Origin of the sequence: Streptomyces sp. NPDC101490, from assembly GCF_044767145.1 — a bacterium.
Taxonomy (GTDB): domain Bacteria; phylum Actinomycetota; class Actinomycetes; order Streptomycetales; family Streptomycetaceae; genus Streptomyces.
The window spans coordinates 99,239-125,087 of sequence record NZ_JBIWNI010000002.1; the positions used below are offsets into that span (position 1 = coordinate 99,239).

A 25,849-nucleotide genomic window follows, 5' to 3' on the forward strand; every position below is an offset into this window, starting at 1 on the left:
ACCCTCATGACCGATGTCTTCGTCAACTACCGGACGGGCGACGAGGAGTCCGCAGCCGCCATGATCGCCCGGGAGCTCACCCGGCGGTTCGGTGAGGACCGGATCTTCTTCGCCAGCAACTCGATCGCGCCCGGACGCCGCTTCCCCTCGGAACTGGTCAAGGCCATGGAGAAGTGCGAGGCACTCCTCGCCGTGATCGGCCCGCGCTGGGCGGAGGTGCGCGGGGCGGACGGCCGTCCCGCCATCGAAGCCGAGCAGGACTGGACCCGTCGTGAGATCCGTACCGCGCTGGACCGTGGAGCCCTGGTGATTCCCGTACTCGTCGGCAAGGCCACGCGGATCGACCGCACGGCCCTCCCGGAGGATCTGTGGGAACTGGCGGACTGCCAGTACAAGCGGTTCGACCACCGCAACGCGGGGTCGGACCTGACGGCGCTCGGCGACACGCTCGTCCGGCTGCTGCCCGAGCTGAACTCGTCGGACCGCGACGGCCAGACGGCAAGGGATCGCAAGGAGGCACAGTTCCGCGAAGAGTCGGACCGGGACTCAGGACACACCAGGATGCGGACGCGCGATGTCGACCAGCGGGTGGACGGCGGCATCGGGAACCTCAACGGGGATCTGTCCGGCACGTTCGTCAACAAGCCGCAGGGCCCGGTGAACACCGGCCGGGGCCACCAGTACAACGCTCCGCACTTCGAGGGCGACAACACCGGCGTCCAGTTCACCGCGGGCGACAACAGTGGCACGGTCCACCAGCGTTTCGAGCGCGAGCGTCGGCGTTCGGACGACGGACGATGACGGAGCAGGGGCGGGAGCGGGATCCGGAACGGGAACCGGAGGGGGCATGGGAGTGGGCGTGGGAACACGTCACCGTCAACGACCCGAGCGGCCCGGTGAACAACGGCGCGGGGGCCCAGCACAACCACTTCTACCCCACCGCTACCCATCGGCGGGTCCGACGCGGGGCCGAGTCCCTTCGGATCGTCCGTGAGGACAGGGTGTACCTGGCGGACCGGTTCGTCCCGCCCCCGGAGTACCGCGTCGCCGCCGAGCGGCTGGAGAAGCCCGGATCGACGGTGTTCCTGACGGCCTCGCCGGGCAGCGGCCGTCGGGCGGCGGCCCTGATGCTGCTGCACGAGCTCGGTGAGGACGGCGGCGCCCACGAGGGGGACGTCCGGTTCGAGGAGCTTCCCGCCCGGGACGAGGGCGAGGACCACTTCGCCCCGCGTGAAGGCGACCGCTTCCTCCTCGACCTCTCCGCCATCACCGAAGAGGCCGCATACATACAGGCCCAGCGCCTCCTGGCCCTGCGCCGGTCCCAGGTGCGGGAGGCGGGGGCGCACCTCGTCGCCGTGCTGCCGTCGGGGCTCGGGCACGCCCTCGCACCGGACTTCCAGCCGCACGTGGTGCAGCTCGGGCGTCCCCGTGGGATCGCCGTCGTCACCCGGTACCTCCGGATGGACCGGGTGGCCTTCCGCCCCGAGGATCTGGGCGGCACGGAACTCCTGCTTCTGTGCGACCGCTCCCCGATGCGGGAACTTGCCCGGTTCGCGGGGCTGGTGAGGACCGCCCGCGAAAGCGGCAGGTTCGGCGGCGGCTTCGCGGACTGGCTCGACCAGGCGATGCACGCGGTGAAGGACCGCGCCGACGAGGCACGCGGTCAGGTGGCCGAGGTCCGCACCGCGCCCGAACGGGCCCTGCTGCTCGCGGCGTCGGTCTTCGAGGAGACCCACGCCGACACCGTCCACGAGGCGTGGCGCGTCCTGATGCGGACGGTGCGGCACGAGGAGGAGGCGGCGGACGGGCTCGCGAGGACGGACTTCGGGGAGCATCTGGAGTCGCTCGGGATCGAACGGGCTCTGGACGGGCGGCTCCGCTTCCGCCAGCTGGCCTACGCCGAGGCCGTGCGGGCGCACTTCTGGACCAACTTTCCCCATCTGCGAGCCGACTTCAGGGACTGGATCGGCCGGGCGGCCGGGCTCAGCGGGCTGACCGTCGACGAGCGCACGAACGTCGTGCTCCGCTTCGGCGAACGGGCCCTGGCCGCCGGACAGCCCGACCACCTCTTCGACCTCGTGGTCCACTGGGCGAAGAGCGCGACCGGGTCCACCTGCGAGCCACGGGCTCTGGCGGCCCTCGAACTCGGCATCAAACACGAGAAGTTGGGAGGCTGGTTCCGCAAGCGCATGTACGAGTGCGTCCGCTCCACCGACTTGCCGAACGGGCTCATCCGGGTCCTCAGCATCGCCTGTCTCCGGAGCCTCGGCCCGACCCACCCGCATCAGGCGATGGTCCGTCTCCGCTACCTCGCCCTACGGCGGGAGGAGGCCGCGAGCGAGGCCCGGAAGGCCCTTCTCGACCTGGTCGAGCGCGACCGCAGGCTCTACCGGCCGCTCGTCGAGGACCTGCGGAACCGGGCCCGCCGGAACCCGCGAGAGGCCGAGTCCCCTCTCCGGCTGCTCACCGAACTGCTGGGGAGCGAACGGACACCGGATCCGCCACCGTGGCCAGTTCTGTTCCAGGGCTGGGACGCGGTCTTCTCCCAGCCGCCGACAGAGCTCTGGAACCCGCTGGTGCGCGGCTGGCTGGACGCCGTGGCCGTCGACAGCACGCGGGGCATGGCCCTCGGCGTGATGGTCCGGGCCGCGCGCGGCCGCTCGGTCGCCCTCCACCGTCTCTACGTCATCGCCAGCGACTGGCTGCGGTCCCCGCGCCATCCCTCCCGGGAGGCCGTCGCCGACCACTTCTGGCAGCACATCGACCATGCGCAGTACGCCCGTACGAACCGTCCGGGCACCGGACCACGGACCACGGAAGAGACATGATGAGACACCGCGTCGCCAGCCTGCTGTTCGTCGCTCTCTGCGGCCTCGCACCGGCCGTGATCGGAAACCTCCAGCACTGGTCCGCCTGGCTGTGGGGCTTCATGTCCATGGTCACCGCCTCGGGCTCCCTGCTGCTCGTGATGACGCTCCTCAGCGGAGGACGAGCCCCGGCCGATCCGTACGACCACGGGGAACCCGAGCCGCCTGCGGCCCCGGCGGAGCAGCCGTACCGGGAGACCCGGGTGGTCGACGCGGGGCTGCCGAGCGCGGTGGACGGCTACGACTTCCTCTTCTCCGCCACCGTGTGGTGGAAACCCGGCCCCGAGCAGACCGACCGGTACGACGGCACCTTCGCGGCTCTCGCCGCGTCCTCGGTGGTCAGCCGGGCGCTGGAGGTCGTACGCGATGAGGAACCGGGCCGGGCGAGCTTCGCGCGGTACCTCCTGGAGGGGGAGCTGGGCGTCCCGCTCCCGGACCGCAGCGGACGGGTGAGGGCCATGGCCGCCGATGTGACGCTGACCCTCGCCCCCGCCGACCGCGAGCGCCTGCGGAAACTGGACGACCTGCGCAAGGACGAGGAGATCTGGGAACACGAGCGTCAGCACGAGCGCAACAAGCGGCGCTACCTCGGTGACGACGTGCTCAAGAGCCCGGGCAGCGCGGTGGTCTGGTGGCTGGCCCGCCACGAGAACGAGATCGACAAGGCGGTCGCCATGATCGGCCCGCTCGCCCAGATCACGGCGGCGGCCAACGACGAAGAGGTGCCCGAGCTCTTCCGCCACCTGCTCGTCCCGCCCGTGGTCGCGCCCAGTGAAGCAACCGTCGGCGGTCCTTCGTGGGACGGGTACGGCCGGGAGGCGGGAATGTACGGCCACGAGGCCGAAGCGGGGGCGTACGGCCGCGAGGCCGAGGTAGGAGCAGCGGATCGGCTGCTCCTGCTGCTCGCGGCGGTGGGCCTGAAGGCCGACATGGACGCGTACACGGTGTTCGTACGGCGGGTGATCCGGGATCTGGAAGCGACGGGGCGGCACGAGGCCGCCGAGGAGATCAGGAGGGCTTTCTTCCCCGCACCGGACGAGGGCGGGGGCGAGGATCCGGAGACCGGGCCTTCGGAAAGCGGCAGGGGCGAGCGGGACCAGGACCGGCACAAGTCCGGGCCTTCGGAGAGCGGCGTGTTCGAGCAGGACCAGAACCGGTACGAGCCGGACGAGTACGGCATGGCTCCCCCGTACTTCTGGGGCACCGGCCACAGCCCGCACCGGCCTGCGGAAGGGCGCGCATGGGTCGAGGACATCGAGGTGGAGGAGAACGACGGCACCGAGGACAACAACAGGAGCGAACGGAGCCACAGGGCCGACGGAGACGACAGGAACGGAGACTGACCGGCTGAGCGGACCACTCTCCTCGTCCGGTCTCCCGCCCGCACCACGGCGAGCCGTGAGCATCGTCCCGGCGCGGAGAGGACCAGGGGGCGGCTCGGAAGAGTCGCCCCCCTGCGGTCGACACCACCTGGTCCGCACCGGAGACACATGGATCGGCCGGAGGCGGCGCGGTCGCTTCCGGGACGGACGCCCGACTGTCAGTCAGTGACAGAGCCACGACCACCGGAACCCGCGTACGCGTATCCATGTCAGTGGTGGCTGCTTCCATGGCGTCATGAGCACCGTGCACGAGATCGCCGCCCTCCTTCCCGACCCGGCCCGCCTCCGGGCCCATCTGCGCGCCCTGGCCGTCCTGGACGCGGCGATCGGTGACGACCCCAGGTTCTGCGACTACGGCTTCGACGACTCCTGGGGGCCCGGCCAGGAGGCAGCCCTCATGGACAACGGCTCGGGGGACGACTTCTCCGTCCTCTTCACCCCGGCGGGCGTGCTCATACGCGGCTTCGACCACGAATCGGCGATGAGCCCGTACGCGACGGACGACGAGCGGGTCTGGCCCGGTGTCATCGACGACGTGCCCGCCTCGCTGCGCCCGCTCCTGTACGAACCCGCCTTCTTCGACGAAGGCATCGACGTCCCCCGGGTCACCGTCTGCCTGTGGCGGGAGACGGGCGACACCGCCTGGCGGACCGGCCCGGCCATCGTCTTCCCCTCCGGAAGCGAGGACCCGGACGGCTCGGACTTCCTGTTCGGCCTCCTCAAGGAGCGCTCCCCGGAGGCCGTCCAGGCCCACTTCGAGGACCATTACGAGCGTCCTGTGGCCCTCGACGCCATCCGTCACGTCCTCGACGGGCGCCCCGTCACCCCTGCGCTCGCCAAGGCCCTCAACCCTGCCGCCCTCTCGGACGAGGCGCTGCTCCGCAGGATCGCCGCGCATCCCGAGGCCGCTTCCTATCTGTCCCGCGACGGCGAGTTCGACCTCGCCCGCACGGACCCGATCGAAGCGATAGCACTGCCCAACGGCCTCCCGGTGCAGCCCGTCGCGGGGTGCAACGCAGGCGGCACCCACTACCTCTGCGGCCCGGCCGCCCCCGACGGCTCCCGTCCGGTGCTCTACACCGACTCCGAGGGCCAGGCGTCACTCATCGCCGAATCCCTCGCCGAGGCCCTGACCCTCGCCGTCGTCCTGCCGTCCTGGCACGAGGCCCTGGGAGGCCTGAGGCCCCCGGTCCTCAACTCCGACTACCTCGACGACCACCCGGACCATCCCGCCGTACGCGACCGGCTCCTCGCCGCACTCCGGCTCCCCCCGGCCACCGACGAGGACGTCCTGGACCGCCTGCTCACCACCGCGGCCCGCACCGTCCCCGACGGCTTCCTCCCACGGGTACTCGACGAGGAGGACTCCGCCTTCGAGCCGATGCTCGAACCGCCCACCTGGTAGGACGCGACCGGCCACCGCCGACATCGCGTCAGGACATCCAGCACCCATCCAGCACGGTGCGAGTCCATCCGGCCCATCCAGCACCACCACGCCGCGAGAGAGCCCCTCACTCCACCGACGGACCTCCCGGCCTCCCGACATGGATTGTGTACACATGGGACACTCGGTACGCTTGAGCGCATGACGCAGCCGCTGCCCATAGAGTCCATCCGCGACGTGCGCGCACACCTGGCGGAGGTCGTGGAGCGCGCGGACCGCGACGACGTACCCACAGTGATCACGCGCCGAGGCAAGGAAGTCGCCGCCGTCGTCTCCATCGAGGTGCTGCGCAAGTACCAGGAGTGGGAAGAGCGCGAAATCAACCGGATCATCGACGAGCGCATGGCCAACCCCGCACCCGGCATCCCGATCGAGGACATCATGAGGGAGACGCTGGCGCGAGGTGAGTGAGTACCGGACCGCCTTCCGCCCTGAGGCACAGGCCGAGCTCCGGAAGATCCCCCGCGACATGGCACTGCGCATCCTGGCCAAGCTGACCGAGCTGGAGAGCGATCCCCTCGGCTTCAACACCACGGCGCTCACGTCGCAGCCGGAACGCCGTCGGCTGCGAGTCGGCGACTACCGCGTCGTCTACACGATCGATAACGGAGAGCTCGTGATCTGGGTGGTACACCTCGGGCATCGCTCCACCGTTTACGACACCTGACCCCAGCTGACCAGGCGTCAGAATATCCAGCACCCATCCAGCACGGTGACGACGAAGGGGTCGACTCCCGGAGGAGTCGACCCCTTCTGACCTGCACGTTTGACGGTTCACCTGGCGTGCAGCAACAGACTGATCACACGTTGAAGCGGAACTCCACCACGTCCCCGTCCTGCATGACGTACTCCTTGCCCTCCATGCGGGCCTTGCCGGCGGCGCGGGCGTCGGCCACCGAGCCGGTTTCCACGAGGTCGGCGAAGGAGATGACCTCGGCCTTGATGAAGCCCTTCTGGAAGTCGGTGTGGATCACACCGGCCGCCTCCGGGGCCGTCGCGCCCTGCTTGATCGTCCAGGCGCGGGACTCCTTCGGGCCCGCCGTCAGGTAGGTCTGGAGGCCCAGGGTCGCGAAGCCCACGCGGGCGAGGGTGGCCAGGCCCGGCTCCTCCGCGCCGACCGACTGGAGGAGCTCCATGGCGTCCTCCTCGTCCAGCTCCGCGAGGTCCTGCTCCAGCTTCGCGTTGAGGAAGATCGCCTCCGCCGGGGCGACCAGCGCGCTCTGCTCCGCCTTGAACGCCTCGTCCGTCAGCTCCTCCTCGTCCACGTTGAACACGTAGAGGAAGGGCTTGGTCGTGAGCAGGTGCAGGTCGTGCAGGAGCTCCGTCTTCTCCGTGCCCTGGACGATGCCCTGCGAGAAGAGCGTGTCACCGCGCTCCAGGATCGCCTGGGCCGCCTCGACCGCCGCGACCTTGGGCGCCACGTCCTTCTTGATCCGCGACTCCTTCTGGAGGCGCGGCAGGACCTTCTCGATCGTCTGGAGGTCCGCGAGGATCAGCTCCGTGTTGATCGTCTCGATGTCGTCCTTCGGCGAGACCTTGCCGTCGACGTGGACGACGTTCTCGTCCTTGAAGGCGCGGATGACCTGGCAGATCGCGTCCGACTCGCGGATGTTCGCGAGGAACTTGTTGCCCAGGCCCTCGCCCTCGCTCGCGCCGCGCACGATGCCCGCGATGTCGACGAAGTCGACCGTCGCCGGGAGGACGCGCTGCGAGCCGAAGATCTCGGCGAGCTTCGTCAGACGGGCGTCCGGGACGCCGACGACGCCGACGTTGGGCTCGATCGTGGCGAACGGGTAGTTGGCCGCCAGTACGTCGTTCTTGGTCAGGGCGTTGAACAGGGTCGACTTGCCGACATTCGGCAGACCGACGATTCCGATCGTGAGCGACACGGTGGCGACTTCCTGAAGGTGTGGACGGGGGGCCGATCCCCCAGTTTACGGGCGGGCCGAACCGGCCAGTGACGCCGACCTTCGGTCGTTCTCGGGGGCAAGGTCACCCAAAGGGCGTGTCCCGGACCCGGTTCCCGCCCCTACCCGACCTACGTTGGGGGGGTGGAGCAGCACAGGACAAGTCAGCCGCAAGGCCGCCGACGGCCGCAAACCCCCGCGACGCCGCCCGGCGCGCTCGTGGAGGGTGCCGCCGTGTACCGGGTGACCGGCAGGACCCGGCGGGGCCCCGGCGGCGCCCGCGTCGAGCGGGCGGGAGCCCCGGGAGCCGCCGGGCGGCCGCCGGGCGGCCGTCCCGTGCCGCCCGTCGTCCTCGCCCTGCGGCGCCTTCCCGCACCCCGGCTGACCGGGCTCGGCGCCGGGCTCTTCGCCTCCGCCGTCATGCTGGCGCTCGGTTTCCTCGACCTGCTGCTGTTCGACGGCTCCCCGCTGGTCTACGGGCTGCTGTTCCTGCCGGTCAGCGCCCTCACCGCGCTCTGGGTACGGGCCGCCGACCTGGTCACCGCCCCCATCAGCGTGCCCATCGCGTTCGCCGTCGGCGTCGTCCCCGTCGCCGGGGGCACCGGGGGCTTCGGCGGGCAGGCCATGGCCGTCGTGACGGCGCTCGCCGTGCACGCCGGGTGGCTGTACGGCGGCACGCTCGTCGCCGGGCTCATCGCCAGCGTCCGGAAGGTACGGGAGATGGGGCGGCGCCGGCACCCCGCCCGGCTCTCCCCCGCGCCCGCGTCGCCCAGCGCCGGAGCCGGAGCCCCAGCCGCAGCCGGGAAGGGCCCCGGGGGTGTTTCCGGGGCCGGTACGGGTGCCGGGCCCGGGCCCGGGTCCGGTGCCAGGCCCGCTCCCGGATCCGCGTCCGGGCCAGTGCCTGGGGAGGCCGCCCGTAATACGGCCCCGCGCCGTCGTCCCGTGATCTGAGAGGCACCCCGGCGAACAGGGGGCCCGGGTCCGGCACCGGGGCCCGACGCCGAGATCCAGGACCGGCGTCAGGGCCGGGCCCAGAGCTCGGGCATCATCCCCCGAGCCCGTCATCTGAGCGGAACGCCCCCGGACCGGCCCGCCATCCGAGCAGGCCGCCCACCCCTGGTCCGGCCCGTCAGGGCCCGTCCGGCCCGGCTCGCCCCCACCCGCCCCGGACCGGCCCCTTCCGGCCCCCGTCCCGGCGACGCCCGGACCCGTACCCCTGCCCCCGTCCCGTACGCCCTGATCAACCCCTGATCAACCCTGCTCAGCCCCTGCTCAGCCGGTGCTCAGCCGGTGCTCAGCCCGTCCCCGCCGTCATTCCCGCGCCCACGATGCCCGCGTTGTTCTGGAGTTCCGCCGGGACGATCTCCGCCCTGATGCCCTCGATCAGCGGCAGGAACCTGTCCGCCTTGCGGCTCACCCCGCCGCCGATGATGAAGAGCTCCGGCGAGAACAGCATCTCCACGTGCGCGAGGTACTTGGTCAGACGGCGCTTCGCCCAGTGCTCCCAGCTGAGGTCCTCGTCCTCCTTGGCCTTGGTCGAGGCCCTGGTCTCGGCGTCGTGGCCCTTCAGCTCCAGGTGGCCCAGCTCCGTGTTCGGAACCAGCCGGCCGTCGACGAAGAGCGCCGAGCCGATGCCCGTGCCGAGGGTCAGCAGGATCACGGTCCCCTCGCGGCCCCGGCCCGCGCCGTAGGTCATCTCGGCGATCCCGGCCGCGTCGGCGTCGTTGAGGACGGTCACGGGCCGGCCGCCCAGCCGTTGGCTCAGCAGGGCGCCCGCGTCGACGCCGACCCAGGACTTGTCGACGTTCGCGGCCGTACGGACCGTGGAGCCGGTGACCACCCCGGGGAAGGTCACCCCCACGGGTCCGGTCCAGCCGAAGTGCTCCACGACCTCGACGACGCAGCCCGCCACACCGTCGGGTGTGGCGGGCTGCGGGGTCAGGACCTTGTGGCGCTCCTCGGTGAGCGCGCCGCGCTCCAGGTCCACGGGGGCGCCCTTGATGCCCGATCCGCCGATGTCCACTCCGAAGACGTTCATGGACCCCACGGTAAGGGCTGCGGCGCCGAGTTACTCCTTGACGGGCGTGGTGGCGAGGAGCTTCGCCGCCTCGGCCCGCAGGTCCTTGTTGCGGAGCTCCTTGGGCAGCGAGAAGGTGAGGGACTCGTCGGCCGTCTTGACGATCTCCACGTCCACGTAGCCGCGCTCGGAGAGCCACTCCAGGACCTCCTGCACCAGGATGTCCGGGACGGAGGCGCCGGAGGAGAGACCGATGCTGGTCACGCCCTCCAGCCACGCCTCGTCGATCTCGGTCGCGAAGTCGACCAGGTAGGCGGCGGGGACGCCCGCCTGCTTGGCGACCTCGACCATGCGGATCGAGTTCGAGGAGTTCTTCGAGCCGACGACGATCACCAGCTCGGCCTGCCCGGCCAGCTCCTTGATCGCGATCTGGCGGTTCTGGGTGGCGTAGCAGATGTCGTCCGACGGCGGGGAGATCAGCTGCGGGAACTTCTCCTTCAGCGCGTCGACCGTCTCCATCGTCTCGTCGACGGAGAGCGTGGTCTGGGAGAGCCAGACGACCCGGGCGGGGTCGCGGACCTCGATCTTCGCCACGTCGCCGGGGCCGTCGACGAGCTGGATGTGGTCGGGGGCCTCGCCGGAGGTGCCGATGACCTCCTCGTGGCCCTCGTGGCCGATGAGGAGGATGTCGAAGTCCTCGTTGGCGAAGCGGACGGCTTCCTTGTGGACCTTGGTGACCAGCGGGCAGGTGGCGTCGATCGTCTTCAGGAGCCCGTCGCGGGCCTCGTCGTGGACGGTCGGGGCGACGCCGTGCGCGGAGAACATCACGATGTTGCCCGGCGGCACCTCGGTCGCCTGGTCGACGAAGATCGCGCCCTTCCGCTCCAGCGTCTGGACCACGTACTTGTTGTGGACGATCTCGTGACGGACGTAGATCGGCGCACCGTACTGCTCCAGGGCCTTCTCCACCGCGATCACGGCACGGTCCACACCCGCGCAGTAGCCGCGGGGGGCGGCGAGCAGGACACGCTTCGGGCGGTTCGTCGCAGCGGCGGAATCGGGCGTCGGCGCGGGCGTTGCAGTCATGCGTCCCATCGTAAGGCCGCGTCGGTGAAGGCTTTGATCCGCATCGTGGCCGAAACTGTGCCCATGGCCGAGGATTCGCAGGTGGCGGCGCGCGGTGACGGCGCCGGGCATTCGGGGCTTCGTCGGAACCTGGGGTTCCGTGATCTGGTCGTCTACGGCCTGCTCTTCATCGCCCCCATGGCGCCCGTCGGCGTCTTCGGGACGCTCGACGCCAGGTCCGGCGGGGCCGTCGCACTGGTGTACGTCGTGGCCACGGTCGCGATGGCGTTCACCGCGTTCAGCTACGCGCAGATGGTGCGGGTCGCCCCGCAGGCCGGTTCGGTCTTCGCGTACGCCCGCAAGGGCCTGGGAGAAGGGCCGGGATTCATCGCCGGGTGGATGGCGATGCTCGACTACCTGCTGATCCCGGCCGTCGCGTACCTCTTCGCGGGCATCGCCATGGAGTCCCTCGTCACCTCGGTCGACCGGTGGGTGTGGACCGGTATCGCCGTCGTCGTCACCACCCTGCTCAACCTGTGGGGCGTCCGGGCCGCCGCCCGCGTCGGGCTCGCCGTGCTCGCGATGGAGATCGTGGTGCTGCTGGTCTTCGTGGTGTCCGCCGTGGTGGTGCTCGTACGGGACGGGGCGCGGCGCGACTGGTGGTCGCCGCTCGTCGGGGACGCCTCGTTCTCGTTCGCGGCGGTGGTCGGGGCGGTGTCGGTGGCCGTCCTGTCGTACCTGGGTTTCGACGCCATCGCCTCCTTCGCCGAGGAGGTCACCGGCGGGTCGGCGAAGGTGGCGCGGGCGGTGCTGTGCTGTCTGGCCCTCGCGGGGGTGCTGTTCGTCGCGCAGTCCTGGCTGGCCGCGCTCCTCGAACCGCTCTCCTCGGCCGAGCTGGCCGCCGACCCGGAGAAGCAGGGAACGGCCTTCTACGACGCCGTCAACGCCTCGGTGGGCAGCTGGCTGCACGACCTGGTGGCGGTGTCGAAGGCGATCGGGGCGGCCTTCGCCGCGCTCGCCGGGCAGGCGGCGGGCGGGCGGCTGCTGTTCGCGATGGGCCGCGACCGGCGTCTGCCGCACGTGCTCGCCCGCACGGACGGGGGTGTGCCGCGGGTCGCGCTGCTCGTGTCGGCGGTGGTGACGATGACCGCGGCGCTGTGGGCGGCCCGGCGGAGCGACGGCCTCGACCATCTGGTGTCGGTGGTCGACGTCGGCGCCCTGACGGCCTTCGTCCTGCTGCACGCGAGCGTGGTCGGCTGGTTCGCGGTCCGGCGCGCCGAGGGGCCGCCGCACGTCCTCAAGCACGTGGTCCTGCCGGTGGTCGGCGCGGCGATCCTGGTCGCGGTGATCGTGGGGGCCTCACCGGCGGCACAGGTCGTCGGCGTGGTCTGGCTGGGCGTGGGCCTGGTGGTCCTGGCGGTGCAGGGCGCGGGCAGGACGCCGGCGGAGCGGTGAGACGGTGCGGGAGCGGTGCGCCCGAACGGTGCGGGGCCAGGCCGTCCGGCGGCAGCGGCGGTGGCAGTGGCAGTGGCAGTGGCGAGACTGGGCCGAGCAGGGCCGCGCGGCCGGGGGCGGTGTGCCGGGACCGGACAACGTCACACGGCGCGCCGAAGCCGGGACCGGGGCTGGGGCTGAGGCCGGTGCCGGGCTGGGGCCGGGACCGGGGCCGGACGGAGCCACACAGCCCGGTGGGGGCGGTGTGGCGGATGAGGACCGCCGTGCCGTACTCCCCCGTCCCGCACCCCTGACGTTGTCGTACCACGCCGTTACGCTCGGTCCATGGCTCTGACTACGTCCCCCGAAGCGCCGCTTCCCGTCGGCGAGGTCTCCCGGCTGATCGGGAGCTGGATCGACCGGCTCGGGGCGATCTGGGTCGAGGGGCAGATCACCCAGCTGTCGCGGCGCCCCGGTGCCGGGGTCGTCTTCCTGACCCTGCGCGATCCCTCGTACGACATCTCCATCGGCGTCACCTGCTACCGCCAGGTCTTCGACTCGGTCGCGGACGTGGTGTCCGAGGGGGCGCGGGTGCTCGTGCACGCGAAGCCCGAGTGGTACGCGCCGCGCGGGCAGCTGTCGCTGCGGGCGGCGGAGATCAAGCCGGTCGGCATCGGCGAGCTGCTCGCCCGGCTGGAGCAGCTGAAGCGGAGCCTGGCCGCCGAGGGCCTCTTCGCCCAGGACCGGAAGAGACCGCTGCCGTTCCTGCCGCACCGGATCGGGCTCGTCTGCGGGCGCGCGTCGGCGGCGGAGCGGGACGTCCTGGAGAACGCCCGGCGGCGCTGGCCCGCCGTCGCCTTCGAGGTGCGGAACGTGGCGGTGCAGGGCGTGAAGGCCGTTCCGCAGGTCGTGGGGGCGGTCCGGGAGCTCGACGCCCACCCGGAGGTGGACGTGATCGTGGTCGCCCGGGGCGGCGGCAGCGTCGAGGACCTGCTGCCGTTCTCGGACGAGCAGCTGATCCGCGCCGTGGCCGACTGCCGTACGCCGGTGGTCTCGGCCATCGGGCACGAACCGGACTCGCCGCTGCTCGACCTGGTGGCCGACCTGCGCGCCTCGACCCCGACGGACGCGGCCAAGAAGGTCGTACCGGACGTCGGGGAGGAGCTGGACCGGGTGCGGGGGCTGCGGGACCGGGCCCTGCGGACCGTACGGGGGCTCCTCGACCGGGAGGAGCGCGGGCTCGCGCACGCGCTCGCGCGACCGGTCATGGAGCGGCCCCTGCGGATGGTCGAGGTCCGCGAGGACGAGGTCGCCGCGCTCCTCGCCCGGAGCAGACGGGTCCTGGGGCATCTGCTGGACCGGGCGGACTCGGAGCTGTCGCACACCCGGGCGCGGGTCCGCGCGCTGTCGCCCGCCGCGACGATGGAGCGGGGGTACGCGGTGCTCCAGCGGGCGGACGGGTCCGTGGTCCGCTCCCCCGAGGAGGTCACGGAGGGCGAGGACCTGCGGGCCCGGGTCGCGGAGGGCGAGTTCGCGGTCCGCCGCGTACCGGACGCGACCTGACCGGGTCTGACCTGGGCGGTCCTGAACGGTCCTGAACGGTCCTGGCCGGGTCCGGTCGCAGCGGGCGGCCGAAGATGTACGTGAGACAGCACCCCGGCGGCGGAGCCGGGGACGAGACGGAGGGAGCGGCAGATGGCGAAGGGCGCGGGGACTGTGGAGGGCGCGGAGGGCGCGGGCGCGGACGGGACGGTGCTCGGGTACGAGGAGGCGCGGGACGAGCTGATCGAGGTCGTCCGGCGCCTGGAGGCGGGCGGGACGTCCCTGGAGGAGTCGCTCGCGCTCTGGGAGCGCGGCGAGGAGCTGGCGAAGGTGTGCAGGCGTCGCCTCGAAGGGGCGAGGGCCCGGCTCGACGCCTCCCTCGCGGCGGAGCGCGCGGCCGAGGAGGGCGGGGAGCCGGAGCAGCGGTAGCCCCCCGCAGAGGCTGTACCACCCGGGGCCGCGCCGCCCCGGCAGGCGGGAGAAGCACTGATCCGGCGCGGCGTGCGGGGAGGGTCAGTCCCACGCCCCCGGACGCGAGGAAAGGCCGTGCCGCCCCGCCGGATGCAAGGAAGGACGTGCCGCCGCCGGACGCGAGGAAGGACCGCGCCAGCCGCCGCCGGATACGAGAGAAGCGGGCCCATCCGGCCTGATGCGGAGAGGGGCCTTGCCGCCCCCTCAGGCGCCAGAGACGAGAGGGACCCCGGCCCGCCGGGCGCAAGGCGCCATGCCCCACGCCGCCCGCACCACACCGGCACCGGCACCGGCACCGGCAGTCAACGCCCGCACCCGATCGGCGCCCGATCGACGGCCCTCCGCTCCTCTCCTCTCCCGCCCCTCTCTCCCCTCTCACCCTGCCGTAGACTCGAACGTGAAACGGATCACTATCCGGATGGGTTAGTTGAAGTTTCACCAATCAAGGGCGTACTGTCCAGGACATCGCTTGAACCCCACGAGCGCCCCCTTGTGCAGTCCGGAAGGTACGCCGCATGTCTCTCGTTCTTGACCCCGCCGCCCAGGACCTCCTCTTCCGCGAGGCCCGCACCGCCAACACGTTCACCGACGAGCCGGTGACCGACGAGCAGGTCCAGGCGATCTACGACCTGGTCAAGTTCGGCCCCACCGCCTTCAACCAGAGCCCGCTGCGCGTCACCCTGGTCCGCTCCCCCGAGGCCCGCGAGCGCCTGGTCAAGCACATGGCCGAGGGCAACCAGGCCAAGACCGCCACCGCGCCGCTCGTCGCGATCCTCTCCGCCGACAACGAGTTCCACGAGGAGCTCCCGGCGCTGCTCCCGCACTTCCCGCAGGCCAAGGACCTCTTCTTCGGAGAGCGCCCGGTCCGCGAGCAGTCCGCCGTCATGAACGCCGCCCTCCAGGCCGCGTACTTCATCGTGGGCGTCCGCGCCGCCGGTCTGGCCGCGGGCCCGATGACCGGTCTGGACTTCACCGGCCTCCAGAAGGAGTTCCTGGACGACGACCACACCCCGCTGATGGTCGTCAACATCGGCAAGCCGGGCGAGGACGCCTGGTTCCCGCGCTCCCCGCGCCTCTCGTTCGACGAGGTCATCACCACCGTCTGATCACGGACGACGGCGCCGCGACGACGCGGAGAAGGCCCCGCACTCCAACGAGTGCGGGGCCTTCCCCCTACCGAAATACCGAAGAACCCAAGAACCGAAGACCGGGTACCCGAAGGACCCGAAGTCCCGAAGAGCGCCGGGGAGCGCCGAGGAGCGCCGAAGCTCCTCCGGCGGTCCCTACGCCTTCTTCGCCTGGAGCGAGCCGGCCATCTCGGCGAACCGTTCGAACGAGGCCGTGCCGGTGACCACCGTCGTCGCGCCGCCGTCCGTCCGGACGAGCGCGTCGTACTTCGGGCCCTCCCAGCGCTGCCAGACCTCACCGGCCACCGTCTGGGTCTTCCCGGTGTTCTTCGCCTGCTGGGTGACCTTCGGCACGAACGTCCCCGGCGAGGTCGTCGACTGGTGGATCGCCACGTACTGGGTGTCCGGGGAGAGGAAACCGAGCTGCCAGGCGTCGCCGTCCGCGCGCTTGTACGAGACGACCGTCGCCTTCCATCCCTCGCCGAGACCCTCGGGGGCCAGCACCGGATACGGCGCCGCCCGCTGGGCCGTCAGGAGTTCGACCCGGTAGTCCTTCGCCGGGACCGGGTCGGCGCCCTCGTCGTGCGGGATGAAGTAATACATCACACCCGCGGCGACCAAGATCACCCCGAGGGACTGGATCATCCCGCGTACCGTCTGCCTGCCTCGCTTAGCTGCCACGCACACCATGGTCGCATCAGGGTGTCGCGCTCATACGTGGGCCCCTCTGCTCATTTTATCGGCCTAGCGATAGAGTCACAGCACCCTCTTTTTTCCGGCCGTCGCCGTACAGAAAGGTGCGTTCCGATGACCGAGCAGCAAAACCTGCCGCCCGAGCTCCTGGTCTCCCCGGAGGCCCCCGACCGCAACCTCGCCCTCGAACTGGTCCGTGTCACCGAAGCCGCCGCCATGGCCGCGGGCCGCTGGGTCGGCCGCGGCGACAAGATCGGCGCGGACGGCGCGGCGGTCAACGCCATGCGGACCCTGATCTCCACCGTCTCGATGAACGGCGTCGTCGTCATCGGCGAGGGCGAGAAGGACGAAGCCCCCATGCTCTTCAACGGCGAGCGGGTCGGCGACGGCACCGGCGCCGAGGTCGACATCGCCGTCGACCCGATCGACGGCACCACGCTCAACGCCAAGGGCATGCCGAACGCGATCGCCGTCCTGGCCGCCGCCGACCGGGGCACCATGTTCGACCCGTCCGCGGTCTTCTACATGGACAAGCTGGTCACCGGCCCCGAGGCCGCCGAGTTCGTCGACATCGACGCCCCCGTCTCGGTCAACATCCGCCGGGTCGCCAAGGCGAAGAACTCCTCGCCCGAGGACATCACGGTCGTCATCCTCGACCGCCCCCGCCACGAGGGCATCGTCAGGGAGATCCGGGAGACCGGCGCCCGGATCAAGTTCATCTCGGACGGCGACGTGGCCGGTTCGATCATGGCCGTCCGCGAGGGCACCGGCGTCGACATGCTCATGGGCGTCGGCGGCACCCCCGAGGGCATCATCTCCGCCTGCGCCATCAAGTGCCTCGGCGGTGTGATCCAGGGCAAGCTGTGGCCGAAGGACGAGGCGGAGCGGCGGAAGGCGCTCGACGCGGGCCACGACCTGGACCGGGTGCTCTCCACCGACGACCTGGTCAGCGGCGAGAACGTGTTCTTCGTCGCCACCGGCATCACCGACGGCGAGCTGCTGCGCGGGGTCCGCTACCGCGCGGAGACCGCGACCACGCAGTCCCTCGTCATGCGCTCGAAGTCCGGCACGATCCGCCAGATCGACTCCACGCACCGGCTCTCGAAGCTGCGCGCGTACAGCAAGATCGACTTCGACCGGGCGAACTGACCGGGACGGTCCGGCCGGTCGAACGGGTCCGGCGGGCCGAGCGGGAAGACGACCGGACGGTACGAAGAGGGGCGCCCCCATGTGCGGTGGGGGCGCCCCTTCCCGTACGGGTCGGACGCCCTCGGGCCGGGTGCCGGTCCCGTCGTCAGCCCGCCTGTGCGATCCGCTCGCCCGCCGCGGCTTTCCGCATCTCCACCTCACGGCGTCTGCGCCGGGCGAGGGCGACCCGGCGCTCCGCGGCCGTCAGCCCGCCCCACACCCCGTACGGCTCGGGCTGGAGCAGCGCGTGCTCGCGGCACTCGATCATCACGGGACAGCGCCCGCAGACCCGCTTGGCCGCCGCCTCGCGCGCCAGCCGCGCGGCGGTGGGCTCCTTGGAGGGAGCGAAGAAGAGTCCCGCCTCGTCCCGGCGGCAGGCCGCCTCACCGTGCCAGGGCCCGGCCTCGTCCTCCCGGGCAGGGGCGCGCTGTGGGGGGACGGCGGCGACCTGGAGGGGCTGATGCGGCAGTTGCAGCACGGTCTACTCCTGACGACGGCTTCGCGAGCGAGCGGCGATGCACCAGCCCTACCCGCTGTACGCGTGCCTATGCACCGCGTACCCGCGCCGTTCCGCACTGCGGAGACCCGACGACGAATTCCGGTCACCCCGAAGGGGGTTCACCGGCCGTCAGTCGAGGTGCTTGCGCAGCCGGTCCTGGAGATTGGTGATCCACTTGCCCCGCTTGGGTCTGGCCTCCACGTTCCCGAAGACCGAGTAGCCGTTGATGACGACGACGGGGGCCTGCGGGTCGACGCCCTCCAGGGTCACGACCTCGAAGTTCCCGAAGATCCCGCTGCCGTTGCCCCGCAGGCTGATGTTCTCCGGGACGCGCACCTCCACGTTCCCGAAGATCGACGTGGCGTTGATGGTGGTCAGACGCTGGGCGAAGATCGCCTCGGTCAGGTCGATCTCGATGTTCCCGAAGAGCGCGAACGCGTTCGTCCGGCGGCTCACCCGCCAGCGGCCCTTGCGGGTGGTGCTGGAGAAGATCGCGACGAGGTTGTCCGGCGGGCCCTCGGAGTCGTCCGGGCCGTACGCGAACGCGGGCTCGGACTCCTGGTGGGTCCGGGCGCCGGGCAGATCGCGGACGATCGGCTCCAGCTCCCCGACGGTCTTCGCCCGGTACACCGCGTCGATCCGGTCCGAGTGCTCCTCGGCGTCGAGGCGGCCCTCGGCCAGGGCGTTCCCGAGGATGTCCGCGATCCGGTCCCGGTCCGCGTCCGAGGCCCGCAGCGAGCCCGGCGGATCGGCGTAGACGGTCTCGGCCGGGGCGTTCTCGGCGGGCGAGACCGGGCGCTGCGGCTGCGGCTGGATGTCGGGTTCGGGCTTCTTTTCGAGGTCCACGGACCCAGCCTAGCGAAACGCGATAGATCGCGACCAGGGGGCGGGGCCGTCGCCTGTGGAAAACCCGCCGCGCACACCGCCGTTCGCAGCACGGCCGCCCACCGTACGGCCCACGGGACGGCCCACGGTCCCGGCCACGCGGAGCCACCCGCCTCCCGCACCACCTCCCCTCCCTCCCCTCCCTCATCTCCCTCATCTCGTACCGACCGCACCGACCGCACCGAGAGTCGGACCGGACCCCACCGGACCCCGACCCCGACCGGCCCCAGCCCCAGCCCCGGGCCCCGGCTCGACCCCACCCCCGACCGGCCGGAAAGACCGCCGGAGCCCAAGTGAGCCTTACCTCACAGGAACGCACCGCGGCCCTCGTTCTACGCTGGAGGGCGCACGGCCAACGGAGGCGGTGCGCCGTCTTTGCCGAGTGAGGAATGGCCCCCATGCCAGAGTTTGCGTACTCCGATCTGCTCCCCCTGGGAGAGGACACCACGCCCTACCGGCTGGTGACCTCCGAAGGCGTCTCCACCTTCGAGGCCGACGGCCGTACGTTCCTCAAGGTCGAGCCGGAGGCGCTGCGGACGCTCGCGGCCGAGGCGATCCACGACATCCAGCACTTCCTGCGCCCGGCGCACCTGGCGCAGCTGCGCCGGATCATCGACGACCCCGAGGCGTCCTCGAACGACAAGTTCGTCGCCCTCGACCTCCTGAAGAACGCGAACATCGCCGCCGCGGGCGTCCTGCCCATGTGCCAGGACACCGGCACCGCGATCGTGATGGGCAAGCGCGGCCAGAACGTGCTGACCTCGGGCCGCGACGAGGAGGCCCTGTCGAAGGGCGTCTACGACGCCTACACCAAGCTGAACCTGCGGTACTCCCAGATGGCCCCGGTGACCATGTGGGAGGAGAAGAACACCGGCTCGAACCTGCCCGCGCAGATCGAGCTGTACGCGACCGACGGCGGCGCGTACAAGTTCCTCTTCATGGCCAAGGGCGGCGGCTCCGCCAACAAGTCCTTCCTCTACCAGGAGACGAAGGCCGTCCTCAACGAGGCGAGCATGATGAAGTTCCTGGAGGAGAAGATCCGTTCGCTGGGCACGGCCGCCTGCCCGCCGTACCACCTGGCGATCGTCGTCGGCGGCACCAGCGCCGAGTTCGCGCTGAAGACCGCGAAGTACGCCTCCGCGCACTACCTGGACGAGCTGCCCACCGAGGGCTCGGCCGAGACCGGCCACGGCTTCCGCGACAAGGAGCTGGAGGAGAAGGTCTTCGAGCTGACGCAGCGGATCGGCATCGGCGCGCAGTTCGGCGGCAAGTACTTCTGCCACGACGTCCGGGTCGTGCGCCTGCCCCGGCACGGCGCCTCGCTGCCCGTCGCCATCGCCGTGTCCTGCTCGGCCGACCGCCAGGCCGTCGCGAAGATCACCGCCGAGGGCGTCTTCCTGGAGCAGCTGGAGACGGACCCGGCGCGCTTCCTGCCGGAGACCGAGGACTCCCACCTGGAGGCGGGCGAGGTCGTGACGATCGACCTCAACCAGCCGATGGACGACATCCTCGCCGAGCTGACCAGGCACCCGGTCAAGACGCGCCTCTCCCTCAACGGGCCGCTGGTCGTGGCCCGCGACATCGCGCACGCCAAGATCAAGGAGCGGCTCGACGCGGGCGAGGAGATGCCGCAGTACCTGAAGGACCACCCGGTGTACTACGCGGGCCCGGCGAAGACCCCCGAGGGGTACGCCTCCGGTTCGTTCGGGCCGACGACGGCGGGCCGGATGGACTCCTACGTGGAGCAGTTCCAGGCGGCGGGCGGCTCGAAGGTCATGCTGGCCAAGGGCAACCGCTCGCAGCAGGTCACCGACGCGTGCGGCAGCCACGGCGGCTTCTACCTGGGCTCCATCGGCGGCCCCGCGGCCCGGCTCGCCCTGGACTGCATCAAGAAGGTCGAGGTCGTCGAGTACGAGGAGCTCGGCATGGAGGCGGTCTGGCGGATCGAGGTCGAGGACTTCCCGGCGTTCATCGTGGTGGACGACAAGGGCAACGACTTCTTCCGGAACCCGGCCCCGGAGCCGACGTTCACCCACATCCCGGTCCGCGGCCCGGGTCTCGGCTGAGCCTCGCCGCCTCCCGCGACGGCAGGACGGACGCCCCTCGGTCCCGCCGGACCGAGGGGCGTCCTCCGTGGGGCGGGGCGCTCGTCGCGCGAAGGGCTTCGCGGTGCGGGCCGGCGCCCGGCAGCGGACCTTCGAACTCCCGGACCACGGCGGGAGACCGTCCTGGCCGAAGGCGGCCCCGGGGCGGCCGAGAGCGGCTCCGGGACGACCGGGGACGGTTCCGGGGGCGGCCGGGGCCGGTTCCGGGGGCGGTCCCCGGCCGCCGGTGCTTCCGGGCCCGTGACTAGCCTGGCGCGCATGACACCTCCCACCCGGACCGTCCCCGTCCTCGCCGCGCTCCTCGCGGGGGCGCTGCTCACCGGCTGCGGCGGCCCCGAACCCGTCGCCGGGGCCACCCCGGGTCCCCGCCCCACGTCCGCCCCCGCCGTCACGCCGTCCGGCGCGAGTGCCGTGGCGAGTGCCGTCGCGCGGGTCGGGGCCGACGGCAGCGCCTGCCCGCTGCCCGTGAGCTTCGGGATCGCCGCCGGGTGGAAGCCCCGGGCCGTCGAGGCGCCGAAGGACCCGGACTTCGCCGAACTCCTCCGCCAGGGGCCCGCCGAGCTGGTCTGCGAGATCGACGCGAAGCCCGCCGGGAACATCGGCTTCCTGCGGGTCTGGACGGTGCGCGGAGGGGCCGCGCGGGCCGCGCTCGAAGGCTTCGTGAAGGCCGGGGAGAAGGCTTCCGCGATCGTGCACCGGAAGACCGTGGCCGGGACCGGGTCCGTGCCGGCCGCCGAGGTGACGTACACCGTCCTTGACGGGCTCACCGAGGAGGACAAGGAGGAGCGGGCGTTCGCCGTCGCCGCGCCGGGCGGCACCGTGATCGTGCACCTCGGCGGGTTCGACACGGCGGAGCACCGGGCGATGCTCCCGGCGTACGAACTGGCCCGTACGAGCCTGAGGACGGCCCCCTGAGCCCTGCACGGCCCGTCCAGGGCCTCCCGGGAGGCCCTGGACGGGCCGTGGCCCCCGCCCCCCGGTGAGGGGGCGGAGGCCACGGCGTCCGCTCGGGTCACACGGACCTGGTCCGCTGCACCCGCTCGGGTCACACGGACTCCTGATCCGCGGAACCCGCTCGGGTCACACGGACTCCCGGCCCGCGGAACCCTCTCGGGTCACACGAACTTCTGGTTCGCGGACCCGTCGCAGTTCTGGAGGCGGACCGGCTGCTTCGCCGCGCTCTGGGTGAGGCAGAGACCGGTCGCCGAGGCCGGACGGATCGTGGCGCCGTCACGGACGAACTTCTGGTTGGCCGCGCCGCTGCAGTTCCAGATGATGAGCGCCTTGCCCGTCTGGTAGACGGCTCCCGGCACGTCCAGGCAGCGGTCCTGGGTCAGCTGGGTGTGGACGGTGCTCCGGGCGGAGTCGTACCACCAGCCCTGGTTGCGGCCGCCGTGGCAGTCCCAGCCGAGGACGGCGGTGCCGTTGGCCGAGGAGGAGGAGTCGACGTCGAGGCAGTTGCCCGTCGCCTGGTTCCTCAGCGGCTGGTAGACGTCGTCCCAGGCGAGCGGGAAGAGCGTCGGCGTCCCGGAGGAGTTGACGTCGGCGCAGCTCGCCTCGCGGGCGCCCGAGCCGTAGAGCTGGGTGAGGCAGGACGCGAAGGCCGCGTGGCCGCGCGCGTTGGGGTGGAAGGACTGCCGGACCGAGTTCTCGTCCGGGGTGCCCGGCTTGGACAGGTCGATGTAGAGGCCGCGCGCCCAGGTGTCCTCCATACAGACCTCGTGGCCGTGGAAGAGCCGGGAGTTGTCGAGGTAGACGGCTCCGGTGGAGGCGGCCACCGCGCGCATCCCCCGCTCGAAGGCGGGTACGGCGGTGTTGCGGCCCCAGACGGTGTCGGAGTCGTAGCCGAGGCCGCCGCAGATCAGCTTGCCGGGGAAGTCGGGGTTGTCCTTGAAGTCGGGGCCGATGGGGCTGGGGTAGCCCATGACCACGAGCTTGTAGTCGCCGTCGGCGTACCCGGCGTCGCGCATGACGGTCTTGAGGTCGCGGACGGTCTGCTCGACCTTGGGCACGAGTGCGTCGACGCGTGCCTGCCAGCCGGAGGCGTACTTGGGTTCGCAGGCGCCCTGGCTGAGCAGGTAGCGGGTGACGCAGTCGGTCATTACGGGACCGAACTGGAGGTCGTCATTGGCCCCGGCGACGAGCAGGACCATCTTGATCCGGGTGTTGCGGGCCTTGATCGCGAGGCTGTCGCTCTGGACCAGTTCGTCGGCGTACTGCTTGGAGCCGCCGACGCGGATGTTGCCGGTGTACGCGCCGGAGCAGGCCACGTTGAACGTGAGGTCGGCGGGGATGCCGGTACGGTGGATGGCCGCGTCGGGCGAACGGTGGCACCAGTTGGTCGGGCCGTTCGTGGGGGATTCGTAGCTGCCGACGCCCTCGCCGGAGATCTCGCTGTCGCCGAGGGAGATCAGACCGGTCTTGCGCTGCGCGAGCGGGCGCTCGGCCGGGTCGCCGTAGATCCTGGTGGCCTCCGCGGCGCGGATCGCCTCCAGATCGGGCGGGAGGGGTGCGGCGGTGACCGCGGAAGTGCCGGTGGCCGTCGCCGCGGCGGGGCTCGCCGCGGTCATCGAGCCGAGGGCCGCGGCGGCTGCGGCGACGACGGCGATGGGCCAGCGGAGTCTGTACCTGGTGCGCCTCATTGCGCCTCCTGGAAGTGGGGTTACCCACGGTTTTTACTGGCCGGTACGCCCGATGGGAATACATGGAACAAGACAAGTGCTCATCTTTTCTGGGAGGTTGAGAGACATGAACGAGAACGACCGGGCCGAGAACGACCGGGCCGAGGGCTACCGGACCGAGCACGACTCGATGGGAGAGGTGCGGGTGCCCGCGCACGCGAAGTGGCGGGCGCAGACCCAGCGGGCGGTGGAGAACTTCCCCGTCTCCGGGCAGCGCCTCGAACGGGCCCACATCGAGGCGCTGGCCCGGATCAAGGCCGCCGCCGCCCGGGTCAACGCCGAGCTCGGGGTGATCGACCGGGACCGCGCGGACGCCATCGCCTCGGCCGCCGCCGAGGTCGCCGGGGGCCGCTGGGACGACCACTTCCCCGTGGACGTCTTCCAGACCGGCTCGGGCACCTCGTCGAACATGAACGCCAACGAGGTCATCGCCACCCTCGCCACCGAGCGGCTGCCGGAGGGGCGCGAGGTGCACCCCAACGACCACGTGAACGCCTCGCAGTCGTCCAACGACGTCTTCCCCTCCTCCATCCACATCGCCGCCACCGCCGCCGTCACCGGCGACCTGATCCCCGCCCTCGACCATCTGGCCACCGCCCTGGAGCGAAAATCAGCCGAATTCGCGACGGTGGTGAAGTCCGGCCGCACCCATCTGATGGACGCCACACCGGTCACCCTCGGCCAGGAGTTCGGCGGATACGCGGCACAGGTCCGGTACGGCGTCGAACGACTGCGCTCCGCGCTCCCCCGGCTCGCCGAACTCCCGCTCGGCGGTACGGCGGTGGGCACCGGCATCAACACGCCGCCCGGCTTCTCCGCCGCCGTCATCGCGGAGGTCGCCCGCGCGACCGGGCTGCCGCTGACCGAGGCCCGCGACCACTTCGAGGCGCAGGGGGCGCGCGACGCGCTGGTGGAGACGTCGGGGCAGCTCCGCACGGTCGCGGTCTCCCTCACCAAGATCTCCAACGATCTGCGCTGGATGGCCAGCGGCCCCCGCACCGGACTCGCCGAGATCAACCTCCCCGACCTCCAGCCCGGCTCCTCGATCATGCCGGGCAAGGTCAACCCGGTGATCCCCGAGGCCGTCCTCATGGTGGCCGCGCAGGTGACCGGAAACGACACCACGGTGGCGGTGGCGGGCGCGGCGGGGAACTTCGAGCTCAACGTCATGCTGCCGGTGATGGCGAAGAACCTCCTGGAGTCCGTACGGCTGCTCTCCCGGGCGTCGCGGCTGCTCGCCGACCGCACGGTGGACGGGATCACGGCCAACGTCGAACGGGCGCGGGAGTACGCCGAGTCCTCGCCGTCCGTGGTCACCCCGCTGAACAAGTACCTCGGCTACGAGGCGGCGGCCAGGATCGCGAAGAGGTCCCTGGCCGAGCGGAAGACCGTCCGCCAGGTGGTGATCGAGTCCGGCCACGTGGAGCGCGGCGACCTCACCGTCGAGCAGCTGGACGAGGCGCTGGACGTGCTGCGCATGACCCGGCCGTGAGCTCATCCGTGCGGGCCCGCGCTCACCGAACGCAAGTGACCAACGGGTAGGGGCAGGCCGGTAGCAACCCATTCGTGATCTGTACCGCAGCGGCCGTGGGAGCTCGCCCCTAAGATCTGCGCATGACAGGATCGGACGGCTCCCAGCACTGGGCGCCGGGGGATCACATCCTCTGGCGCTACCGCGGCAACGGCACCGGAGCGGTGCACATCTGCCGGCCGGTGACGGTCGTGCGCGACACGCCCGAGCTGCTCGCGGTCTGGATGGCACCCGGCACCGAGTGCGTCCGGCCGGTGCTCACGGACGGGACCTCCGTCCACGACGAGCCGCTCGCCACCCGCTACACCGCCGCCCGCACCACGGAACGCGCGCGCTGGTCGGGCAGCGGGGTGCTGAAACTGGCCCGGCCGGGCGAGCCGTGGTCGGTGTGGCTGTTCTGGGACCGCGGCTGGCGGTTCCGCAGCTGGTACGTGAACCTGGAGGAGCCGCAGGTCCGGTGGGCCGACGGGGTCGACTCCGAGGACCACTTCCTGGACATCTCGGTCTATCCGGACCGCAGTTGGCTGTGGCGGGACGAGGACGAGTTCGCGCAGGCCCAGCGGTCCGGACTGATGGGCCCCGAGCAGGCCGGGCGGGTACGGGCGGCCGGGCGGCTCGCGGTGGACCGGATCACCTCCTGGGGCGCGCCGTTCGCGGACGGCTGGGAGGACTGGCGGCCAGATCCGGAGTGGAAAGTTCCGGAGTTGCCGGCCGACTGGGACCGCACACCGGCGCACACGGCACCGTGAGACCCTTGATGCGCCCCCGGGGTTCAAACGTAGGATCGTCCTCCGCACGGCGGAGGCGGATCCGACGGCACTCCGGACCGGCTTGACGGCGCGTCGGACCGGACCGACGGCACGTCAAGGTTCCACCGCAGCGCAGGACCTGACCAGAAGTCACCCATGAGGGGGAGAGCAGTGCCGGACGTGTGCCCGGGTGTTCCCACCCCTGCCGTTGCCGCCGCTCGCGGAGCGTCCACATCCACCGCCCAACAGGGGTTTAGTCCCG

23 protein-coding genes are annotated in these 25,849 nt (G+C 71.6%); 16 read left to right on the forward strand and 7 right to left on the reverse strand.

Annotated features, from left to right (window positions below; translation table 11 throughout):
- Positions 1-6 precede the first annotated feature (6 nt).
- From ACIRQY_RS04240 to ACIRQY_RS04265, 6 genes are all read left to right on the forward strand, one after another.
- Positions 7-801 carry a toll/interleukin-1 receptor domain-containing protein gene (locus ACIRQY_RS04240; RefSeq protein WP_403922399.1) on the forward strand — a complete coding sequence of 265 codons (795 nt, stop codon included), beginning with the start codon at positions 7-9 and terminating at the stop codon, positions 799-801.
- Positions 798-2,828: a hypothetical protein gene (locus tag ACIRQY_RS04245; RefSeq protein ID WP_403922400.1), complete on the forward strand. Its 2,031-nt coding sequence runs from the start codon at positions 798-800 to the stop codon at positions 2,826-2,828. The genes ACIRQY_RS04240 and ACIRQY_RS04245 overlap by 4 nt, the downstream gene beginning before the upstream one ends.
- On the forward strand, positions 2,825-4,210 hold the full coding sequence (locus ACIRQY_RS04250; RefSeq protein ID WP_403922402.1) for a hypothetical protein: 1,386 nt from the start codon (positions 2,825-2,827) through the stop codon (positions 4,208-4,210). The genes ACIRQY_RS04245 and ACIRQY_RS04250 overlap by 4 nt, the downstream gene beginning before the upstream one ends.
- A 274-nt stretch (positions 4,211-4,484) precedes the next feature.
- Positions 4,485-5,654, forward strand: coding sequence for a hypothetical protein (locus tag ACIRQY_RS04255; RefSeq protein ID WP_403922404.1), 1,170 nt, complete (start codon positions 4,485-4,487; stop codon positions 5,652-5,654).
- A gap of 180 nt (positions 5,655-5,834) precedes the next feature.
- Positions 5,835-6,104 (forward strand): type II toxin-antitoxin system Phd/YefM family antitoxin, encoded by a 270-nt coding sequence (locus ACIRQY_RS04260; RefSeq protein ID WP_019434848.1) that lies wholly within the window; start codon positions 5,835-5,837, stop codon positions 6,102-6,104.
- Positions 6,097-6,360, forward strand: a complete 264-nt coding sequence (locus tag ACIRQY_RS04265; protein WP_403922406.1) for a type II toxin-antitoxin system RelE/ParE family toxin — start codon at positions 6,097-6,099, stop codon at positions 6,358-6,360. Before ACIRQY_RS04260 ends, ACIRQY_RS04265 begins: the two co-directional genes overlap by 8 nt.
- Positions 6,361-6,493: 133 nt before the next feature.
- Here the strand turns inward: ACIRQY_RS04265 and ychF are convergent, their stop codons facing one another.
- Complete coding sequence (gene ychF, locus ACIRQY_RS04270) at positions 6,494-7,582, reverse strand: redox-regulated ATPase YchF (protein ID WP_351792704.1); 1,089 nt, start codon at positions 7,580-7,582, stop codon at positions 6,494-6,496.
- Between the two features lie 252 nt (positions 7,583-7,834).
- On the opposite strand from ychF, the gene ACIRQY_RS04275 reads away from it, so the two are divergent.
- Complete coding sequence (locus ACIRQY_RS04275) at positions 7,835-8,551, forward strand: DUF6542 domain-containing protein (RefSeq protein WP_403922408.1); 717 nt, start codon at positions 7,835-7,837, stop codon at positions 8,549-8,551.
- Between the two features lie 343 nt (positions 8,552-8,894).
- Here ACIRQY_RS04275 and ppgK read toward each other — a convergent pair whose 3' ends face one another.
- Together ppgK and ACIRQY_RS04285 are read right to left on the reverse strand one after the other, a co-directional pair.
- On the reverse strand, positions 8,895-9,638 hold the full coding sequence (gene ppgK / locus ACIRQY_RS04280) for a polyphosphate--glucose phosphotransferase (RefSeq protein WP_403922410.1): 744 nt from the start codon (positions 9,636-9,638) through the stop codon (positions 8,895-8,897).
- A 30-nt stretch (positions 9,639-9,668) separates the two neighbouring features.
- Entirely contained in the window at positions 9,669-10,712 is a 1,044-nt protein-coding gene (locus ACIRQY_RS04285; RefSeq protein WP_403922412.1) for a 4-hydroxy-3-methylbut-2-enyl diphosphate reductase, read from the reverse strand.
- 54 nt (positions 10,713-10,766) lie between these two features.
- On the opposite strand from ACIRQY_RS04285, the gene ACIRQY_RS04290 reads away from it, so the two are divergent.
- The 4 genes from ACIRQY_RS04290 (at position 10,767) to ACIRQY_RS04305 (ending at position 15,235) form a co-directional block, all read left to right on the forward strand.
- Entirely contained in the window at positions 10,767-12,137 is a 1,371-nt protein-coding gene (locus tag ACIRQY_RS04290; protein WP_403922414.1) for an APC family permease, read from the forward strand.
- Positions 12,138-12,461: 324 nt separating this feature from the next.
- Entirely contained in the window at positions 12,462-13,679 is a 1,218-nt protein-coding gene (gene xseA, locus ACIRQY_RS04295) for an exodeoxyribonuclease VII large subunit (protein ID WP_403922416.1), read from the forward strand.
- A gap of 132 nt (positions 13,680-13,811) precedes the next feature.
- Positions 13,812-14,087 carry an exodeoxyribonuclease VII small subunit gene (locus ACIRQY_RS04300; protein WP_403922418.1) on the forward strand — a complete coding sequence of 92 codons (276 nt, stop codon included), beginning with the start codon at positions 13,812-13,814 and terminating at the stop codon, positions 14,085-14,087.
- 557 nt (positions 14,088-14,644) lie between these two features.
- The gene (locus ACIRQY_RS04305; RefSeq protein ID WP_403922420.1) at positions 14,645-15,235 is read left to right on the forward strand and encodes a malonic semialdehyde reductase; all 591 of its coding nucleotides are present in this window, start codon (positions 14,645-14,647) and stop codon (positions 15,233-15,235) included.
- Positions 15,236-15,412: 177 nt separating this feature from the next.
- On the opposite strand, the gene ACIRQY_RS04310 is transcribed toward ACIRQY_RS04305, so the two are convergent.
- On the reverse strand, positions 15,413-15,937 hold the full coding sequence (locus ACIRQY_RS04310; protein WP_351792725.1) for a DUF4245 domain-containing protein: 525 nt from the start codon (positions 15,935-15,937) through the stop codon (positions 15,413-15,415).
- Between the two features lie 126 nt (positions 15,938-16,063).
- Here ACIRQY_RS04310 and glpX point away from each other — a divergent pair, with 126 nt between their 5' ends.
- Positions 16,064-17,098: a class II fructose-bisphosphatase gene (gene glpX / locus ACIRQY_RS04315; RefSeq protein WP_351792728.1), complete on the forward strand. Its 1,035-nt coding sequence runs from the start codon at positions 16,064-16,066 to the stop codon at positions 17,096-17,098.
- 145 nt (positions 17,099-17,243) lie between these two features.
- Here the strand turns inward: glpX and ACIRQY_RS04320 are convergent, their stop codons facing one another.
- A complete protein-coding gene (locus ACIRQY_RS04320; RefSeq protein WP_403922423.1) occupies positions 17,244-17,615 on the reverse strand; it encodes a WhiB family transcriptional regulator in 372 nt (123 codons plus the stop codon).
- Between the two features lie 150 nt (positions 17,616-17,765).
- The gene (locus ACIRQY_RS04325; RefSeq protein WP_403922425.1) at positions 17,766-18,482 is read right to left on the reverse strand and encodes a DUF1707 domain-containing protein; all 717 of its coding nucleotides are present in this window, start codon (positions 18,480-18,482) and stop codon (positions 17,766-17,768) included.
- Between the two features lie 437 nt (positions 18,483-18,919).
- On the opposite strand from ACIRQY_RS04325, the gene ACIRQY_RS04330 reads away from it, so the two are divergent.
- Together ACIRQY_RS04330 and ACIRQY_RS04335 are read left to right on the forward strand one after the other, a co-directional pair.
- Positions 18,920-20,587 (forward strand): fumarate hydratase, encoded by a 1,668-nt coding sequence (locus ACIRQY_RS04330; RefSeq protein WP_351792737.1) that lies wholly within the window; start codon positions 18,920-18,922, stop codon positions 20,585-20,587.
- Between the two features lie 297 nt (positions 20,588-20,884).
- Positions 20,885-21,541, forward strand: coding sequence for a lipoprotein (locus ACIRQY_RS04335; RefSeq protein WP_403922427.1), 657 nt, complete (start codon positions 20,885-20,887; stop codon positions 21,539-21,541).
- Positions 21,542-21,741: 200 nt separating this feature from the next.
- Here the strand turns inward: ACIRQY_RS04335 and ACIRQY_RS04340 are convergent, their stop codons facing one another.
- Positions 21,742-23,268: a ricin-type beta-trefoil lectin domain protein gene (locus ACIRQY_RS04340; RefSeq protein WP_403922429.1), complete on the reverse strand. Its 1,527-nt coding sequence runs from the start codon at positions 23,266-23,268 to the stop codon at positions 21,742-21,744.
- A 106-nt stretch (positions 23,269-23,374) separates the two neighbouring features.
- On the opposite strand from ACIRQY_RS04340, the gene ACIRQY_RS04345 reads away from it, so the two are divergent.
- A complete protein-coding gene (locus tag ACIRQY_RS04345; protein ID WP_403922431.1) occupies positions 23,375-24,799 on the forward strand; it encodes a class II fumarate hydratase in 1,425 nt (474 codons plus the stop codon).
- Positions 24,800-24,921: 122 nt separating this feature from the next.
- Positions 24,922-25,587: a DUF402 domain-containing protein gene (locus ACIRQY_RS04350; protein WP_403922433.1), complete on the forward strand. Its 666-nt coding sequence runs from the start codon at positions 24,922-24,924 to the stop codon at positions 25,585-25,587.
- The last annotated feature ends 262 nt before the right edge of the window (positions 25,588-25,849 follow it).

Bases quoted from the DNA above. Each gene is read 5' to 3' on its own strand.
- xseA (WP_403922416.1), top strand. From the start codon at position 12,462: ATGGCTCTGACTACGTCCCCCGAAGCGCCGCTTCCCGTCGGCGAGGTC.
- ACIRQY_RS04240 (WP_403922399.1), top strand. From the start codon at position 7: ATGACCGATGTCTTCGTCAACTACCGGACGGGCGACGAGGAGTCCGCA.
- ACIRQY_RS04345 (WP_403922431.1), top strand. From the start codon at position 23,375: ATGAACGAGAACGACCGGGCCGAGAACGACCGGGCCGAGGGCTACCGG.
- ACIRQY_RS04335 (WP_403922427.1), top strand. From the start codon at position 20,885: ATGACACCTCCCACCCGGACCGTCCCCGTCCTCGCCGCGCTCCTCGCG.
- ACIRQY_RS04260 (WP_019434848.1), top strand. From the start codon at position 5,835: ATGACGCAGCCGCTGCCCATAGAGTCCATCCGCGACGTGCGCGCACAC.
- ACIRQY_RS04245 (WP_403922400.1), top strand. From the start codon at position 798: ATGACGGAGCAGGGGCGGGAGCGGGATCCGGAACGGGAACCGGAGGGG.
- ACIRQY_RS04330 (WP_351792737.1), top strand. From the start codon at position 18,920: ATGCCAGAGTTTGCGTACTCCGATCTGCTCCCCCTGGGAGAGGACACC.
- ppgK (WP_403922410.1), bottom strand. From the start codon at position 9,638: ATGAACGTCTTCGGAGTGGACATCGGCGGATCGGGCATCAAGGGCGCC.
- ACIRQY_RS04350 (WP_403922433.1), top strand. From the start codon at position 24,922: ATGACAGGATCGGACGGCTCCCAGCACTGGGCGCCGGGGGATCACATC.
- ACIRQY_RS04250 (WP_403922402.1), top strand. From the start codon at position 2,825: ATGATGAGACACCGCGTCGCCAGCCTGCTGTTCGTCGCTCTCTGCGGC.
- glpX (WP_351792728.1), top strand. From the start codon at position 16,064: ATGACCGAGCAGCAAAACCTGCCGCCCGAGCTCCTGGTCTCCCCGGAG.
- ACIRQY_RS04305 (WP_403922420.1), top strand. From the start codon at position 14,645: ATGTCTCTCGTTCTTGACCCCGCCGCCCAGGACCTCCTCTTCCGCGAG.
- ACIRQY_RS04340 (WP_403922429.1), bottom strand. From the start codon at position 23,268: ATGAGGCGCACCAGGTACAGACTCCGCTGGCCCATCGCCGTCGTCGCC.
- ACIRQY_RS04290 (WP_403922414.1), top strand. From the start codon at position 10,767: ATGGCCGAGGATTCGCAGGTGGCGGCGCGCGGTGACGGCGCCGGGCAT.
- ACIRQY_RS04285 (WP_403922412.1), bottom strand. From the start codon at position 10,712: ATGGGACGCATGACTGCAACGCCCGCGCCGACGCCCGATTCCGCCGCT.
- ACIRQY_RS04255 (WP_403922404.1), top strand. From the start codon at position 4,485: ATGAGCACCGTGCACGAGATCGCCGCCCTCCTTCCCGACCCGGCCCGC.
- ACIRQY_RS04300 (WP_403922418.1), top strand. From the start codon at position 13,812: ATGGCGAAGGGCGCGGGGACTGTGGAGGGCGCGGAGGGCGCGGGCGCG.